This window comes from Pseudomonas sp. SZ40 (genome assembly GCF_052958135.1).
In genome coordinates, this window is the sequence record NZ_JBQWIF010000047.1 from 25,078 (window position 1) to 39,762 (window position 14,685).

At 58.2% G+C, this 14,685-nt stretch carries 8 protein-coding genes and 3 tRNA genes; 5 read left to right on the forward strand and 6 right to left on the reverse strand.

Annotation, left to right across the window (positions count from 1 at the left end):
• Positions 1-43 precede the first annotated feature (43 nt).
• The gene (locus ACT9T4_RS24045; protein WP_042556650.1) at positions 44-562 is read right to left on the reverse strand and encodes a sigma-70 family RNA polymerase sigma factor; all 519 of its coding nucleotides are present in this window, start codon (positions 560-562) and stop codon (positions 44-46) included.
• Between the two features lie 229 nt (positions 563-791).
• On the opposite strand from ACT9T4_RS24045, the gene ACT9T4_RS24050 reads away from it, so the two are divergent.
• Positions 792-2,945: a condensation domain-containing protein gene (locus ACT9T4_RS24050; RefSeq protein ID WP_042556651.1), complete on the forward strand. Its 2,154-nt coding sequence runs from the start codon at positions 792-794 to the stop codon at positions 2,943-2,945.
• A 46-nt stretch (positions 2,946-2,991) separates the two neighbouring features.
• Here ACT9T4_RS24050 and basC read toward each other — a convergent pair whose 3' ends face one another.
• Both basC and ACT9T4_RS24060 read right to left on the reverse strand, forming a co-directional pair.
• Positions 2,992-4,308, reverse strand: a complete 1,317-nt coding sequence (basC, locus tag ACT9T4_RS24055) for a putative histamine N-monooxygenase (RefSeq protein WP_306456072.1) — start codon at positions 4,306-4,308, stop codon at positions 2,992-2,994.
• 80 nt (positions 4,309-4,388) lie between these two features.
• On the reverse strand, positions 4,389-8,720 hold the full coding sequence (locus ACT9T4_RS24060) for an amino acid adenylation domain-containing protein (protein WP_499119344.1): 4,332 nt from the start codon (positions 8,718-8,720) through the stop codon (positions 4,389-4,391).
• Positions 8,721-8,881: 161 nt separating this feature from the next.
• Between ACT9T4_RS24060 and ACT9T4_RS24065 the strand changes: the two genes are divergently transcribed.
• The 4 genes from ACT9T4_RS24065 to ACT9T4_RS24080 all read left to right on the forward strand — a co-directional run bounded on the left by ACT9T4_RS24065 (position 8,882) and on the right by ACT9T4_RS24080 (position 13,531).
• Positions 8,882-10,030: an isochorismate synthase gene (locus ACT9T4_RS24065; protein ID WP_231570246.1), complete on the forward strand. Its 1,149-nt coding sequence runs from the start codon at positions 8,882-8,884 to the stop codon at positions 10,028-10,030.
• Between the two features lie 26 nt (positions 10,031-10,056).
• Positions 10,057-11,892, forward strand: a complete 1,836-nt coding sequence (locus ACT9T4_RS24070) for a (2,3-dihydroxybenzoyl)adenylate synthase (protein ID WP_179537968.1) — start codon at positions 10,057-10,059, stop codon at positions 11,890-11,892.
• A 39-nt stretch (positions 11,893-11,931) separates the two neighbouring features.
• Positions 11,932-13,110: a histidine decarboxylase gene (locus ACT9T4_RS24075; RefSeq protein WP_042556656.1), complete on the forward strand. Its 1,179-nt coding sequence runs from the start codon at positions 11,932-11,934 to the stop codon at positions 13,108-13,110.
• Positions 13,111-13,195: 85 nt separating this feature from the next.
• Complete coding sequence (locus ACT9T4_RS24080; RefSeq protein WP_179537967.1) at positions 13,196-13,531, forward strand: isochorismate lyase; 336 nt, start codon at positions 13,196-13,198, stop codon at positions 13,529-13,531.
• Positions 13,532-14,399: 868 nt separating this feature from the next.
• Here the strand turns inward: ACT9T4_RS24080 and ACT9T4_RS24085 are convergent.
• From ACT9T4_RS24085 to ACT9T4_RS24095, 3 genes are all read right to left on the reverse strand, one after another.
• Positions 14,400-14,475, reverse strand: a tRNA-Gly gene (locus ACT9T4_RS24085).
• Between the two features lie 10 nt (positions 14,476-14,485).
• Positions 14,486-14,561 (reverse strand) — tRNA-Glu (locus ACT9T4_RS24090).
• A 47-nt stretch (positions 14,562-14,608) separates the two neighbouring features.
• A tRNA-Gly gene (locus ACT9T4_RS24095) sits at positions 14,609-14,684 on the reverse strand.
• Between the last annotated feature and the right edge of the window lies 1 nt (position 14,685).

The following is a 14,685-nucleotide window of genomic DNA, read 5'->3' on the forward strand; positions in this document are numbered from 1 at the left end:
AACCGTCGATCGATTCGCTGTACACCCTCAATGAAACGGCCGCTCACAACCCGGCCGTCGAAACGTAGGGGTAACAAGCCCGAAGGCCGGCAGCGATGTACTTTTCGACGGATGACACCGACACCTTCAATTCAGCGGCGATATCCCGGTGGCACATGCCATGCAGTTTGCACAGGAGTAATGCTTCACGTGCCTTCGAGGGTTTGTCGTGCAGGGCTTGTTCGATCTGGACCAGGGCCTCGGCGGCCAGCGCGCGCGTCTCTTCCGAAGGCACCAGAGACTCCTCCTGCTGCATCAGAGCTTCGAGGTGATTAGCTTCCAGATGGCGACGACGGTACAGGTCAATCACCAGGCCTTTGGCGATCTGGGTCAGGTGGCACCGGGAGTCTTCAACGGAAGGCACCCGGCCCTTCCTGATGAGATTGAGATAGGTGTCATGGGCGAGGTCCGCAGCATCCACCGAATTGCCCAACTTGCGACGCAACAGGCTGCACAACCAGCGATGGTGCTCGATATACAGCCGTTCAAATTGCTGTTTGGACGCGAACGCTCCGTTGTCCACAACACTTCTCCTGACACGATTCTCTTCGAGTTCAGACTTTGACCAATGATAATCTTTATGATTATTATTCTCGATAATACGGTATTCACAAAGCCCCTGCAACGCAGCCTGTTTGCACGTTCTCTGAAGCCCAGGCTCCGGGGCATCACAACAGACCGAGGATGGGTCTGTCGGCACTCGATGCCACCTCTACTTCTTACTGTTCAGTTTGATAAGGCGGGAAAACTCCATGATGGACTTCAACCCAGATACGCTGTCGAAACGCTCTGCCAGCGAATACGAGGAACATGTCTGGCTCCTGCAGCAACAATTTCCCGAGCGCGCGCTCAAGCACCTGAAGGCCTGGGAGATTGACGCCGATATTGATCTTTCACGCCTTGAATCGGCCCTCAGATCGGTAGTCGAGTCGCTGCCCGAGCTGAACGCCCGCTTCCACTTCAACGACGACGGTGAAGTCGAAAAAGTCCAGGCACTTGACTGGCAATCCTGCGTCGAGCGCATTCAACCGACAGGCGACGCCATCCAGCACCTGCTCTCTGAGCAGGCGGCGGCGTGGGATGCGCAGCAGCAGCCCCCTTTCAAGGCGTTGATCGTGCAAACCGAAGAGGCGCCGATCCTCGCATTGGTGCTCCATCAGATTCTCGACCAGACCTGCCACGCGGACGAGCTTTATCGCAGGATCATGGACAACTGCGCCGAGCAGCCGGTCAGCGATATCCCGCCCTCTTGGTTCCAGCGTCACCCGGACAACGACGAAAACGCTAACGCACGCTCCGCCCAAGCGGATAACGGCATAATCGCGGCGATAATCCTCGACGAATTTCGCGAAACGCTGGCAGAACCCGGCATCTGCGCGACCGATGATTTCTTCGACTTTGGCGGTCATTCCCTGCTGGCCACCCGCATAATCGGCAAGCTGTTGAACGGCCATGGCATCGAAGTTCAGTTCAATGACTTTTTCAGCGCGCCCTCAGCAGCAGCCTTAGCATCCCGCGCCCGTATCGTCACCCGAAACGATGCGCCAACGGCTGCCGAAGGCGCGCCGTCAGATATACAAAAAACGCCGTTTGCGCTGGCCCAGGCCTCCCTTGGGCGAGCTTACGCAGCATTCGAATTCGGCACGATTTTCAATCTGCCGTTTGCCATGGAGTTCCTCGACAAGGTCGATGAAACGTTATTCGAGCAAGCCTTTAATGATCTGCTCGAGCGCCACGCGAGCCTGCGCACCACGTTTCATTTCGAACAGGATGAGGCCTATCAGCAAATCGTGCCGGTCGCGCAGTTGCCGCGATACAAATGGTTCTGGTCGAGTAATGAAAGCCAGAATGCAACCCTGCAAAGCGAAGCAGCGCATCAGTTCGACCTGGCCCGCGAACTGCCTCTGAGGGTGCGTTTTATTTACGACGCACGACACCAGCGTCAAACCCTGTCGTTGCTGGTGCAGCACATGGCGATTGATGAATGGTCGCTCAACGTGATGATGGAAGAACTGGCCCAGGCGTACCTTGCCCGTGCCGCCAATAAGACGCCGCAGTGGAAAAGCCCGGCTCCTTCATTCCATGAGTTTGCCGTACGCCAGCAGGCAGCCGGGATCAACCAGCAGCACCTCGATTACTGGACGAGCATGCTGCGCGACGCACCCCGCGGCCTGACGCTCCCCTCCTCAGAGCATCAGCCTGACGTACCAGCCACCCAGGCATCGACGAAAGCCGAGTGGTTCGAGATCAAGCCGAATCAGAGCACTGTCGATCAACTCTACGCTTTCGCCCGTCAAAGCAAGGCCTCACTGTTTGGCGTGATCTACTCTGCGATCGCACTCTCGCTACATAAAGTCGGCGGCTTAAAAGACCTGGTGATCGGCACTTCCGCGTCCGGCCGCACCGACCCTGCGTTTTACGACACGGTGGGCTACTTCACCACGATGGTGGCGCATCGCGTGCAGTTCGATACCCAACAGACCGTTGGCGAAATGATCGAAAACGTCAGCCGTTTGATCAACGACTCCATGGCCTACGCCGATGTACCGATGGAGCAGATTCAAACCGCCCTGGGCATGACACCGACCGACGGCCTGCTGTTCGACGTCTACATTCAGATTCACGCCAATAACGCCTTGAATGGCGCCCTGAGCACACCAGATGCTGAAGTAATCCGTTACCGCCAGATTGACCCGGACAAAAACCAGTCGATGTTCGGTATTCAATTCGAGATCATGGAGAATACGATCGACGGCAAACGCTCACTACGCCTGATGATCACGTACCGATCTGACCGCTACAGCACCGAGCAGATGAAGCGACTGAGAGTCGCGATAGAGGGGATGCTCGCACTGTTTTCAACCGCCGACGCCGGCCACATCACCGTGGACCATATCCGCGTCTGACCAGTTACAGGGCCTTGCTCGTTGGCAAGACCCTGTGCATCTTCAGCTAATTCTCGTGCATCCCATAACGCTGGAACGACGACCGCCTTGGCAGGCGGTAGTGCTGGCAACCGAGCAATTGATTGGCAATGGTCGCATTGCGAATGGCTGCAATACCAAGGTCGGGCGAGCCTACACCATGCTGGAATATCTCGGCGTTCTGCACAAAAATGCGCCCTGCCCCGGCGTCACAACGACGTGCGGTAAAGTCCTCGTCCACTATACAGTCGCCGTACTCATCGGTTTCCAGCACCGCCCCTTTAAGCCGTTCAAACCACCGTGGCCAGGTATGCCGGTAGCCGGTGGCCACAACAACCGCTTCCGCCTCAAGACTGCTCGTCTGATCCAGTTCGCGATGCCGATAGGCAATTCGAAACGTACCATCGATGTCTTCGACCGTCTCGACCTCACAGTTGGACAGCAACGTCAGGCCTGGATCACTGCCACCGATCGAGCGTTCATAGATCAGGTCGTAAATGTCGGCGATGGTCGAAAAGCTGATGCCCTTGTACAGCAAGTCTTGCTTGGCCACGACTTCACGGCGCCGCTCACGCGGGATACTGTGGAAGTACTCCATGTAGGACGGGGTAAAGCATTCTTGCCCCAATTTCGAATACTCCATCGGATGGAATCCGGGTGAGCGTGTGATCCAGCGAATCGAGGCGCCGGCTGCGATCCGCTCGGGCGTCAAATCGTTGAACAACGCCAGCACACACTCTGCGGCACTTTGGCCGGAGCCAATCACTGTGACACGCCGGCACTCCGCCAATTGCGCCTGGCGTTTGCCGAACTCTGCCGAGTGCATGATCGGCGCATCGCTTTTCACCTGCGCCCACTGCGGCAACAGCGGCGTAGTGCCAACGCCCACCGAAAGGTTACGGCTGGCGTAACGACGCTTGAAGCCCGACACAGACTGACTTTCTATCAGGAATAGACCTGCCCCCGCTTCGTAGCTCACATCACAAATGTTCTCACCGAAATGGCATGACGGCAGCTGTTGCGATGCCCAACGGCAGTAATGATCATACTCGCGGCGCGGCACCTGAAAGTTTTCATAATAATAGAACTGGTATAGCCGATCATGCTGGTGCAGGTAATTCAAATAGCTCAATTCATGGGTCGGGTCCGCCATCGTCACCAGGTCTGCCAAGAACGGCACCTGTAACGTGGTACCCGGCAACAGCAGCCCTTCATGCCAGCGGAATTCGGCTTTCCGATCGAGGAAAATGCTGGTGGTGCCAGGGTGCTTGGACAATAAAGCCGCCAGCCCAAGGTTAAAGGGCCCGATACCGACACCGGCGACATCTACAATGGGTAAATCCATCATCCAATCCATCCCCCTGGATACTGCTGTGTGGTTAGGCGCCGGCGCCGCAAAAGGCACTGCGCTTGATTCATGTGCGCTCATGCAGGTTGTGCGGCGAGCAGTGCTTCAACGTCCTGGGCGTTACGGCAACGCAGCAATTGCCCAGGTGAAAGCTGCACGGAAAGCTCTTCGCGCAACCGCGTAGCGATGGACTTCAGATGCTGAGGCCGCAAGCCCAGGCTGATGAAGTCGACCGCGGCATTTGCACCGTCTTCCGGCGGCCGCCCCAAGACGCTTAGATAGATCGCCAACACCTTGCTGCTTTGCACCGAATCCGCGGCAGCCTCGTCAGTGGGCGCCATCAGCAAGCTGCGGGCCCGATGGCGGTCAGGCTTGCCGTTCTGCGACAGCGGCAGCGCCTCGACCTGCATGAATCGCGTGGGCACGTGAGACTGCGGCAACTGCTCGCGCGCGAATTGGCGCAGTTGGGCGGCGCTCAGCGGCGCGCCTTCTTCGGCGACGACGTACAAGGCACCAATGCCCACATCGCCTTGGCAATGCTCGTCATAATCCACCACCAGTACGTGCTTGACCGAAGGCTGCTTGATCAGCTCGATCTCGATGTCGGGCAGCGATACGCGCACACCGCGCACCTTCACATAGCCATTGATCCGGCTGGCGAACATCAACGTGCCGTCGCGGCGATAGCGCCCGCAGTCACCGGAACGAAACGCGCGTACAGCCTCGCCCTGTTCATCGATGACGGTGATGAACTCACTCTGCGTCAGCTCACCGCCTTCCAGATACCCAAGCGCAAGATTGACGCCCGCGGTATGAATCCGGCCGACAACGCCTGCCGGGCAGTGCGCACCCTGGGCGTCGAGTACCAGATAACCATTACCTGGCAGAGGCCGACCATAGGGTATCTGCGCCTGGTCATCGGCACTGATGTCGTGCCAGATACTCCAGATAGTCGTCTCGGTCGGTCCGCCGAGGGAGATCAGGCGTGAAGCCGGCAGCAACTCGCGCAACTCTGCGATAACACCAGGCTTGATGTAGTCGCCGCCTTGGGCGATCACGCGCAGGCTGTTCAAACTCCATGCGCCACGGCAGGCAAGGAGCATTTCAAGAATGGCCGGTACGGAACACCACAGCGTTACCCCGTGCCTGGCAATCAGCTGATTCCAGCGCAGCGCATCCTTTTCCTCGCCGAGTCCGGGCAGCACCAGAGTCGCCCCAGCGGTCAGGCTGCCGAAGACATCGAACACCGACATATCGTGGTGTAGCGGAGTGACCGACATGAACACATCGTCGGCGCCCACTCCCCAGTGCGACAATGTGCTGCCGATGACATTGGCCGTGGCGCGGTTGCACAGCACCACGCATTTGGGCTTGCCGGTGGTGCCCGAGGTATAGAGGTAATACGCTGGCGCGTCGCTCAATGACAGATCATTCAGCGCGGCTGGCAAGGCAGCGGGCTCTGCCAACAGTGCTTCGGGCGTCGCTACCGGATGCTCTGCCGTTTCGCCAACACTTATGACCACCAGATCGGGCCGGCAGTTTTCCAGCAGATAATGCCGGCGCTCAGCCGGTGCCGACGCGTCGATGGGCACCCAGATCACGCCCGTCAACGCACAGGCGAGCGTCACCATGGTGTGCTCCGGGCTGCGTGACAGGCAGATAGCGGCCACATGCCCCTGGCCAAGGCCGCGCGCCTTCAACCCTGCAATGACTCGCGAGACGCCCTCGCCCAGCTCGGCGTAGCTGATGTGCCGTTCGCCGCTGATAATGGCGATACGCTGGTTGGCGGGATTAAAAAGGTGTGTGGCGATCCGAGCCAGGAACCTGTCCTGGCGCGCGTCAGTGACCGGGCTGTTGAGTCGGTAGTGATGCTTGTCGATGATCGCGGCGCAATCAAAGGCAAAAACGCCGCTCGCTGCAATTTGACTGACGGCCTGTTCAAGGGTGTCGAGAATATCGCTGACAATGGCGCAGTGAAGGGCCTCGCGCGCGTAGTCGATATCCAACATCAACGCGCCATCAGCATTGGCCCAAAAGCGAATGTCCATGGCGACCTGGGGTGTTTGGGTCAACCCGCCCTGCAGGCGCACGGGACTGTCCGCAGCTATAACCGGCCAGGAAAAGCCGTTGGTTATCACCACCGGAAGCACAGGCCCTGGACCGTGGGATTCGAACAGCAGCCGGGCAAGGTCCACTCCCGAAAAAGCCAGGTGCTGAAGCCCTTCCAACACATCGACTTGCAGCCTCGCCGCACGCTCGGTAAAGCTGCCTTGGGCCTCGCCTCCATTGATTGCGATAAAGCTCGAACGGTTGGCGAAAGCGCCAGCAGTTGGCGGTGCCACGGGCACAGCCACGCACAACCCACCCTCGTCGAGCCAATGGGAAAGCACTTCGAGTACCAGCGCCATCAAAGCCGAGTTCTTGAACAGGCGCTGCCGGGCGCCCAGCTTACAGAACACGTCGAATACCTCTTTGGGCACCTGCCGGCTCTGGCGTGAATAGCGCGCAGCCCCCACCTGGTCCAATGGCACACGCCACGGCAAGCGTGGCGCGCCACTCACCGCCGCAAGCTTGGCTTTCCAATAGAGCGCATCGACCTTGCGTTGATCGGTCAGATCCAGTGGTTCGGGCGCATCCTCGGCGACGGGTTGCTCGCTGATCACACCGTCGAACAACTCCACCAGCAACGCGGCGATGGAGAGACCGTCGAGGATCAGTGCATCCAGGCGCACAAAGACGGTTAACAGGTCATCGGACAGTTGGAAAATGGTGACATCCCAAGGTGAACGATCCAACTCGAAAATACCGTGCGCATAAGCCTCACGACATGCATCGATATGCGCCTGCGCTGCGTCGCGCGACAGCGCTGTGAGGTCGATGGTTTGCAGGTTTATCTGGACCTCATCACTGACATAGGACAAAAGCTTGTGCGCATCGATTCGCGTGCGCAGGCTGGCATGGCGCTCGACCATCGCGACCAGACGATTACGCAGCACGGCCACCTCTATGCGTCCGTGATACTCACGAAACTCCTGCATGGCTACACCGCCCAGCGGCACTTGCGTGCCACGGCCAAGCAGGTAGGCCTGTTGCAAGGCGGACAGCGGGGTTTCGATGGCGCAGGAACGCGGCTGCAGTGGCTGATCGAGCGCGCCAGAACTGGCCACCACTTCACGAGTGACCGCCACGAAACGCTCGAAAAACGCCGACACCCACGCCAGCGGCAGCGCATCGAGACGGATATCCCAGTTAATCAGTATGCCGCCGTCGACGCAGACAATCTGAGCATCGAGCGCCACCTGGGGACCTTGGGAAATAGCCCAGTTCATCGGGCCGAAAACACGCCGTACACGCGCCGAAAACAAGTCGCCACCCGGCATGTCCAGCGCGGCGGTGAATACCACGGGAGCCAGTTGCGGCGAACCATGATGGCGGGAAAGATCGCGCATCACATTCACGCCGCTATAGGCGCTGTGCTCAAGCAGCCCCAGCATTTTTTTCGCCAACTGATCGCACAGCGCGCCCAGCGTGCCGGCCGATTCGATGTCCACGTCAAGAATCAATACGTTGGCAAAGTCGCCCACTATCCTCTCGACCTCGTCCACCAATGGCTGGCGCCAAAACGTGGGGACATTGAGCCGGAAGGTCTTGTCGCCGGTTTGCGTCCCAAGTACCGCCGCGAACAACCCCATCATCAAGGTCGAGAGGGTCATTCGACGTTCACGCGCCACGCGTTGCAGCGCCTGGCGTTCTTGCGGGCCCAGCCAAGCGTTCAGTCGCTCGCTCCGCGCAGGTCCGGGCGGGGTCTCGATAAACGGCAATGTCGGTGCAGGGGCGACGCTGGCCAAGCGCTCACGCCACCAGACACGGTCACGATCATGAACGGCTTTGAGTGCGGCGTCGGTGCGTGCCTTGTCGTACCAATCGAAAAATGACGGCGTGTGCGGCGCCTCGTTATCGGGCCGCTCGTAAAAACGTGCGAGATCTTCCATCAGCGTGCGGAGGCTTGATGGGTCGACAGCAATCATGTCTGTGTCGATATGCAGGCGAAACGCATCGCCCGCCAAGAGACTCACGCCGAATCGGGCGCCGGGCTCCTGGCCAAGATCGAGTTGTTGATGCGTCCACGTCTCACGTTTGGCGAGCAGATGATGCGCTGCCTCCTGCTCGGTCATGGCGCACAAGTCTTCGACTTCCAACTGAGGCGCCAGGCCCATTCCAGAGATGGTTTGCAGCCCCTGTGAATTTATCCGAACCCGCAGCATGGGATGCAGCAGACCTACTCGCTGGAGGGCTTCGCGTAACCGGCCCAGCTCAATGAAATGGCCATCGAACTCGGCATAAAGATGAGCCGAAACTCTCCCTAAAGACGCATGAGCAGTACGCCCGACCCAACAGGCGGCTTGCATTGGAGTTAACTCTCTCATGGCTCACCCATGTGATTGACAAATCTAAATGATTGGCGTCACCTATATAAGAATGATAATGATTATATTTCAAGTATAAATTTTTCTACCAAAAGCCATGGAGGCTTTCGCAAATGAGAGCGGGCACCCTAAGGACGAATGACATGAACCAGGAGCAGCTGCTTGTTGACGCAAGAGACAGTTTTTCCTTCACCTCAGGTGATCGTGAGCTCGCTGTCACCGGGATGCTGCAAAGGATCGAAACGCCAGCTATTGGCGGCGAAAACGCTGACAGTGCGTTCCAAAAGACCATTGCACATGCACTCGATCAAGCGCGCGAAGCTGGCCAGCTCAACCCGATCATCGTCGGCGCCATTCCTTTCGACCCCGCCGAAGCGTCCTGCCTCTACATCCCCGAACATGCGCAATGGCAAACCCGAAATACCGCCTTATCTACGGATGTCACGCCCCTGCCAAAATTGCTAGACCAAAAAAGCATCCCGGACGAACAGGGCTTCAAACATGCGGTGGAGCACGCCATCGTCAACTTCCACCACAGCGATGTGCGCAAGGCAGTGCTTTCGGTACAACGTGAATTGTTGTTCGCCAAGGATGTCGATGTGAGCGCCATGCAGGACAACCTGCGGGCGCAGAATCAAAGCGGCTATCACTTCCGCGTGCCCATGCCGGACGGTGAGACGCTGATTGGTGTCAGCCCCGAGCTGCTGGTACACAAAGATGGCCTGAGTTTCGTGTCGAACCCCTTGGCAGGTTCGATCAAACGCATGGCCGACCCGCACGAAGATCGTCGCAATGCCGATTGGTTGGCCGCATCGGAAAAGGATCACTACGAGCATCGCCTCGTAATCGAAGACATCGCCAGCCAGCTGGCGGAACTGTGTACGCAACTGAACGCGCCCCAGTGCCCGAGCCTCATCAGCACGCCCGCACTCTGGCACCTCTCGACACGAATCGATGCCACATTGGCAGACCCCACTGTGTCGGCATTGCAGCTGGCTTGCCGCCTGCACCCTACCCCAGCCGTCTGTGGCTTCCCCACAGAACGCGCGCGGCGCCTGATCCGTTTCGTCGAGCCCCTCGAGCGTGGCCTGTTCACCGGCATGGTGGGCTGGTGCGACGCGCAGGGGAACGGCGAATGGGTGGTGACCATCCGTTGCGGCACCGTCAAACGCAATAGGGTCCGCCTGTTCGCCGGAGCAGGCATCGTCGAAGCCTCCAACCCCGACTCCGAGTGGACCGAAGTCCAGACCAAGCTCGGCACCATGCTACGTGCATGTGGTTTGTCTCGTTAAACACCTCTTTTTCAGCAGTGACTCCCATGACTATAGAATTCACTCACTGGCCCCTCGACAGAGCGCAAAGCTATCGGGAAAAAGGCTACTGGATCGACCAGCCACTCACCCAGTTGCTCCACACAGGCAGCCAATCGCATCCTCAATCGTCAGCGGTCATTTGTGGCGAGCGGCGTTTCAGCTATGGAGAACTCGACCAGCTGTCTTCCAATCTGGCCTCGCGCCTGGCGGCCAGCGGGCTTGGCACAGGCGACACCGCTCTGGTGCAGTTGCCCAACATCGCCGAGTTCTACATTGTGCTGTTTGCGTTGTTCAAGGTCGGGGTCGCACCGCTAAATGCGCTCTACAGCCATAGAAAGCTTGAACTCAAAAGCTATGCCAAGCAGATCACGCCCAAGCTGCTGATTGCGTCCCGCGAGCACGAAGTGTTTCACGACGACGGCTATCTCGACGACCTAAAGGAAACAGGAGCAAGCCCACAGGTCACTCTGTTGTTGGGCGAGTTGCGCGACGAAAACAACCTCATGGCCTGGATAGAAACCCCGGCCGACACCCAGGCAGCGTTTTCACCCAGCGCGCCGGATGAAGTCGCGCTGTTCCAACTCTCGGGCGGCAGTACGGGTACGCCCAAACTCATTCCGCGAACCCACAACGACTATCACTACAACGCACGCGCCAGCGCCGATATCTGCGGCCTCACAGCGCAAACACGCTTTTTGTGCGCCCTGCCAGCAGCGCACAACTTCCTGCTCAGCTCGCCGGGTGCGCTGGGCGTGCTATATGCCGGCGGCACCATCATCATGGCGCCGAACCCTGAACCTCAGACCTGTTTCTCGATGATCCAACGTCATGAGGTCAATACCGTCGCCCTGGTGCCCAGTGCAGTCGCGCTATGGTTACAAGCCGCCCCCAACTGCCGCGATCAATTGCAGTCGCTGGAGTTTCTCCAGGTCGGCGGCGCGGTCTTCGCCGACTCGTTGGCCCGTCAGGTCCCATCGCTCCTCGGCTGCAAACTGCAGCAGGTGTTCGGCATGGCGGAGGGCCTGATCAACTACACCCGTCTCGGCGACACCGCCGAACAGATATTCACCACCCAGGGCCGCCCGATCAGTCCGGGTGACGAAATCAAAATCGTCGACGAACATGGTAACCCGGTGGCTAACGGCGAACCCGGCTTGCTGGCTACACGTGGCCCCTACACATTCTGCGGATACTACAAAAGCCCCGAGCAGAACGCGCAGGCCTTCGATGCAGAGGGGTATTACTATTCCGGTGACCTGGTGCAGATGACACCAACTGGCGACCTGCGCGTCGTCGGCAGGGTCAAGGACCAGATCAATCGAGGTGGCGAGAAGGTCGCGTCGGAAGAAATCGAAAACCTCATCGTTCTACACCCGGACGTGACCCACGCCGGTCTGGTGGCAATGCCCGACGACAGACTGGGAGAAAAGAGCTGCGCCTTCGTCGTCTCGCAAAACCTCAAACTTACCCCTCCAGCCTTGCGAAGGCACCTGATGGAGCTCGGCATCGCCGAGTACAAATTGCCCGACCGCATCCGGCTTATCGAAACCATGCCGCTCACCGCCGTGGGCAAGATCGACAAAAAACAGCTGCGCAGGCTGTTGGCAGCTGAAACCACCCGCACCTGGCTGCAAACCCGTGTGCTGCAGCTGATTGAAGAGGGAGAAGAGCTGGACCCCGAGGAAAACCTGATTTTCTACGGACTCGACTCGCTGCAAGTGATGAAGCTCGCCGCAGAGCTCAAGGAACGAGGCATCGCCGTGAGTTTCGAGGAACTGGCCAACTCACCAACGCTCGCCAGTTGGTGGACGCTGGTAGACGCGCGACAAAAACTGGTCTGACCGGGCCGCGTCACCAAGTCGATTTAAAAGGAGTTAGACATGACTTTATCCTCGGCAGACCAAAGCCGACTTGAACGCTTCTGGCAGCATTGCGTGACCAACCAGTACTTCAATATCGGCTACCCCGAATCAGCCGATTTTGACTACTCTCAGATACACCGTTTCCTTCAGTTCTCGATCAATAACTGCGGGGACTGGAACGAGTACAGCAACTACTTGTTGAACTCGTTCGACTTTGAAAAAGACGTCATGACGTATTTCGCCGAGCTGTTCGATATTGCACGCGAAAATAGCTGGGGCTACGTCACCAATGGCGGTACTGAAGGCAATATGTTCGGCTGCTACCTGGCACGCGAACTGTTCCCGGACGGCACGCTGTATTACTCCAAAGACACCCATTACTCGGTGGCAAAAATCGTCAAGTTGCTGCGCATCAAATGCCGCGCAGTCGAATCGCAGCCCAATGGTGAAATCGACTATGACGACTTGATGGTCAAGATCGTCGCTGACCAGGAGCGTCACCCGATCATCTTCGCCAACATCGGCACTACGATGCGTGGAGCCGTTGACAACATCGCCACCATCCAGCAACACCTGCAACTGGCCGGCATTGCCCGCCGCGACTATTACCTACATGCGGACGCAGCGCTGAGCGGGATGATCCTGCCTTTCGTGGACCACCCGCAGCCCTTCTCCTTCGCCGATGGCATAGATTCGATCTGCGTCTCCGGGCACAAAATCATTGGCTCACCGATTCCTTGCGGGATCGTCGTGGCCAAGCGTAAGAACGTTGAGCGTATCTCCGTGGAGGTCGACTACATCCTGGCACATGACAAAACCATCAGTGGTTCGCGCAACGGTCATACGCCACTGATGATGTGGGCTGCGCTGCGCAGCCACTCGTTTGCCGACTGGCGCCGGCGGATCCACCACTGCCTGGAACAGGCACAGTACGCAGTGGACCGGTTTCAGGCTGCGAGCATCGATGCCTGGCGCAACGAGAACTCCATTACCGTGGTGTTCCCGTGCCCGTCAGAGAGGCTAGCGAAAAAGTATTGCCTGGCAACATCCGGAGACTTCGCGCACCTGATCACAACGCCACACCATCATGACAGCGTGATGATCGACGCCCTGATCGACGAGATCATCACCGAATTCCAAACAGATACCTGGCGATACCGGGGCGTAAATACCCGAAACGCAGAGAACAGGCGCTGACTTTCGAGCGACCCAACGGTCATCTGCCCGCACCTTGACGTTATCTGCAGCAGGGCACTAACCATCACCTTTAGAGACAAGCACCATGTCGCAACTTAAAACACCTGACGCCTGTGAAAGTCTGAATGACATCAGGGCCGGCATCGATTTTTTTGACCAGCAGATTCTTCAAGCCCTGAAGCAGCGCCTAGGCTACGTGAAGGCCGCCATCGAGTTCAAAGCTAATGAACAAGCCATTCCGGCGCCCGAGAGAGTCGTTACGATGCTTGAAGACCGCCGCCAATGGGCGGCTGCTGCAGAGTTTGATGTGGCTTTTGCCGAGAAGCTCTTCGAGCAAATCATCCACTGGAACATCCAGCAGCAGATTTTGCACTGGCGGGAAACCCACTCCACCCCGACAGGCCTGACGTCTAGTCGCTGAAACAGAGGCCACCAAGGATCGGCAATCTCCACTCCACAGCATTAAAAAAGATAGTCAAAGCCAATACGGTCGGCGATTGGCCCTGCGTGAACTTCACGCGTCGTTGCGGGTACATACCAAGTTGTCCGCCGGCAATGCCGAATTTCGGCGCCAGACTGCGCCGATCAGCCTCCCAGTGACCTCAGGTCTCGGACTCATGGAAGCCAGGGATGATCGCCTGCTCGCTCCGGCCCAGCCCGACCAGAGCCTCATTGATTGCATCGGTCACAGACATAGTGCTGGGGCCAGTCTTGCGTGTCGCGCAGTTGGCGATCCCAGAACCAAGTCGACGTTGCGCCCGGCAACACACTTTGAATACGCACGGCCTAATCGCTGAGATCACCTAGCAGTATGCGGCCGAAGTTGAGCACATCAGGGTCTCGACGCGCCGTAGACACCGTTTAGCATTTCTCCGGAGCCCCCACCACCGAGGCAATGTTTGCATGGGGTCATATCGACCAGTACTTACCCACCACCCCGAAAAGTAAGCCACTCACGATGCGGATCATGACCGTACGACTTCCTGGGAGAGGCGATCGATTTCGCCAAGGGTGCAGTCCTTGCCGGTTGCTTGCCCTGACCCGGCGAACGGCCATGTCCGATAGCGCCATGTTCCAGCGCCTAACCTGAGGAGTCTGGGGTAGGCCCTAGAACCGCCACCCCAGCAAGAATGCGGAACCTCAAACTCCGTTTTTTATAGACTGAGAAATGGACTGAAAAGCCCGCAAGGCAGGTAGATTCCAGCGGCCGTATCTGGAACGAAAAAAGGACCCGAAGGTCCTTTTTTCAATGACTTACAGACTCAAACGGACACCTGCATGTCATAAATTGGAGCGGGAAACGAGACTCGAACTCGCGACCCCGACCTTGGCAAGGTCGTGCTCTACCAACTGAGCTATTCCCGCATTTACAAATTGGCGTCCCCTAGGGGACTCGAACCCCTGTTACCGCCGTGAAAGGGCGGTGTCCTAGGCCACTAGACGAAGGGGACCTGGAACTTTTTTTCAACGATCCAGCCGCCAAGCTGAATCCAGAATCTGGAGCGGGAAACGAGACTCGAACTCGCGACCCCGACCTTGGCAAGGTCGTGCTCTACCAACTGAGCTATTCCCGCA

What these genes read in the sequence shown, in the direction of transcription:
- ACT9T4_RS24070 (WP_179537968.1), top strand. Translation starts at nt 10,057, where the DNA reads ATGACTATAGAATTCACTCACTGGCCCCTCGACAGAGCGCAAAGCTAT.
- ACT9T4_RS24060 (WP_499119344.1), bottom strand. Translation starts at nt 8,720, where the DNA reads ATGCAAGCCGCCTGTTGGGTCGGGCGTACTGCTCATGCGTCTTTAGGG.
- ACT9T4_RS24080 (WP_179537967.1), top strand. Translation starts at nt 13,196, where the DNA reads ATGTCGCAACTTAAAACACCTGACGCCTGTGAAAGTCTGAATGACATC.
- ACT9T4_RS24050 (WP_042556651.1), top strand. Translation starts at nt 792, where the DNA reads ATGATGGACTTCAACCCAGATACGCTGTCGAAACGCTCTGCCAGCGAA.
- ACT9T4_RS24075 (WP_042556656.1), top strand. Translation starts at nt 11,932, where the DNA reads ATGACTTTATCCTCGGCAGACCAAAGCCGACTTGAACGCTTCTGGCAG.
- ACT9T4_RS24065 (WP_231570246.1), top strand. Translation starts at nt 8,882, where the DNA reads ATGAACCAGGAGCAGCTGCTTGTTGACGCAAGAGACAGTTTTTCCTTC.
- basC (WP_306456072.1), bottom strand. Translation starts at nt 4,308, where the DNA reads ATGGATTTACCCATTGTAGATGTCGCCGGTGTCGGTATCGGGCCCTTT.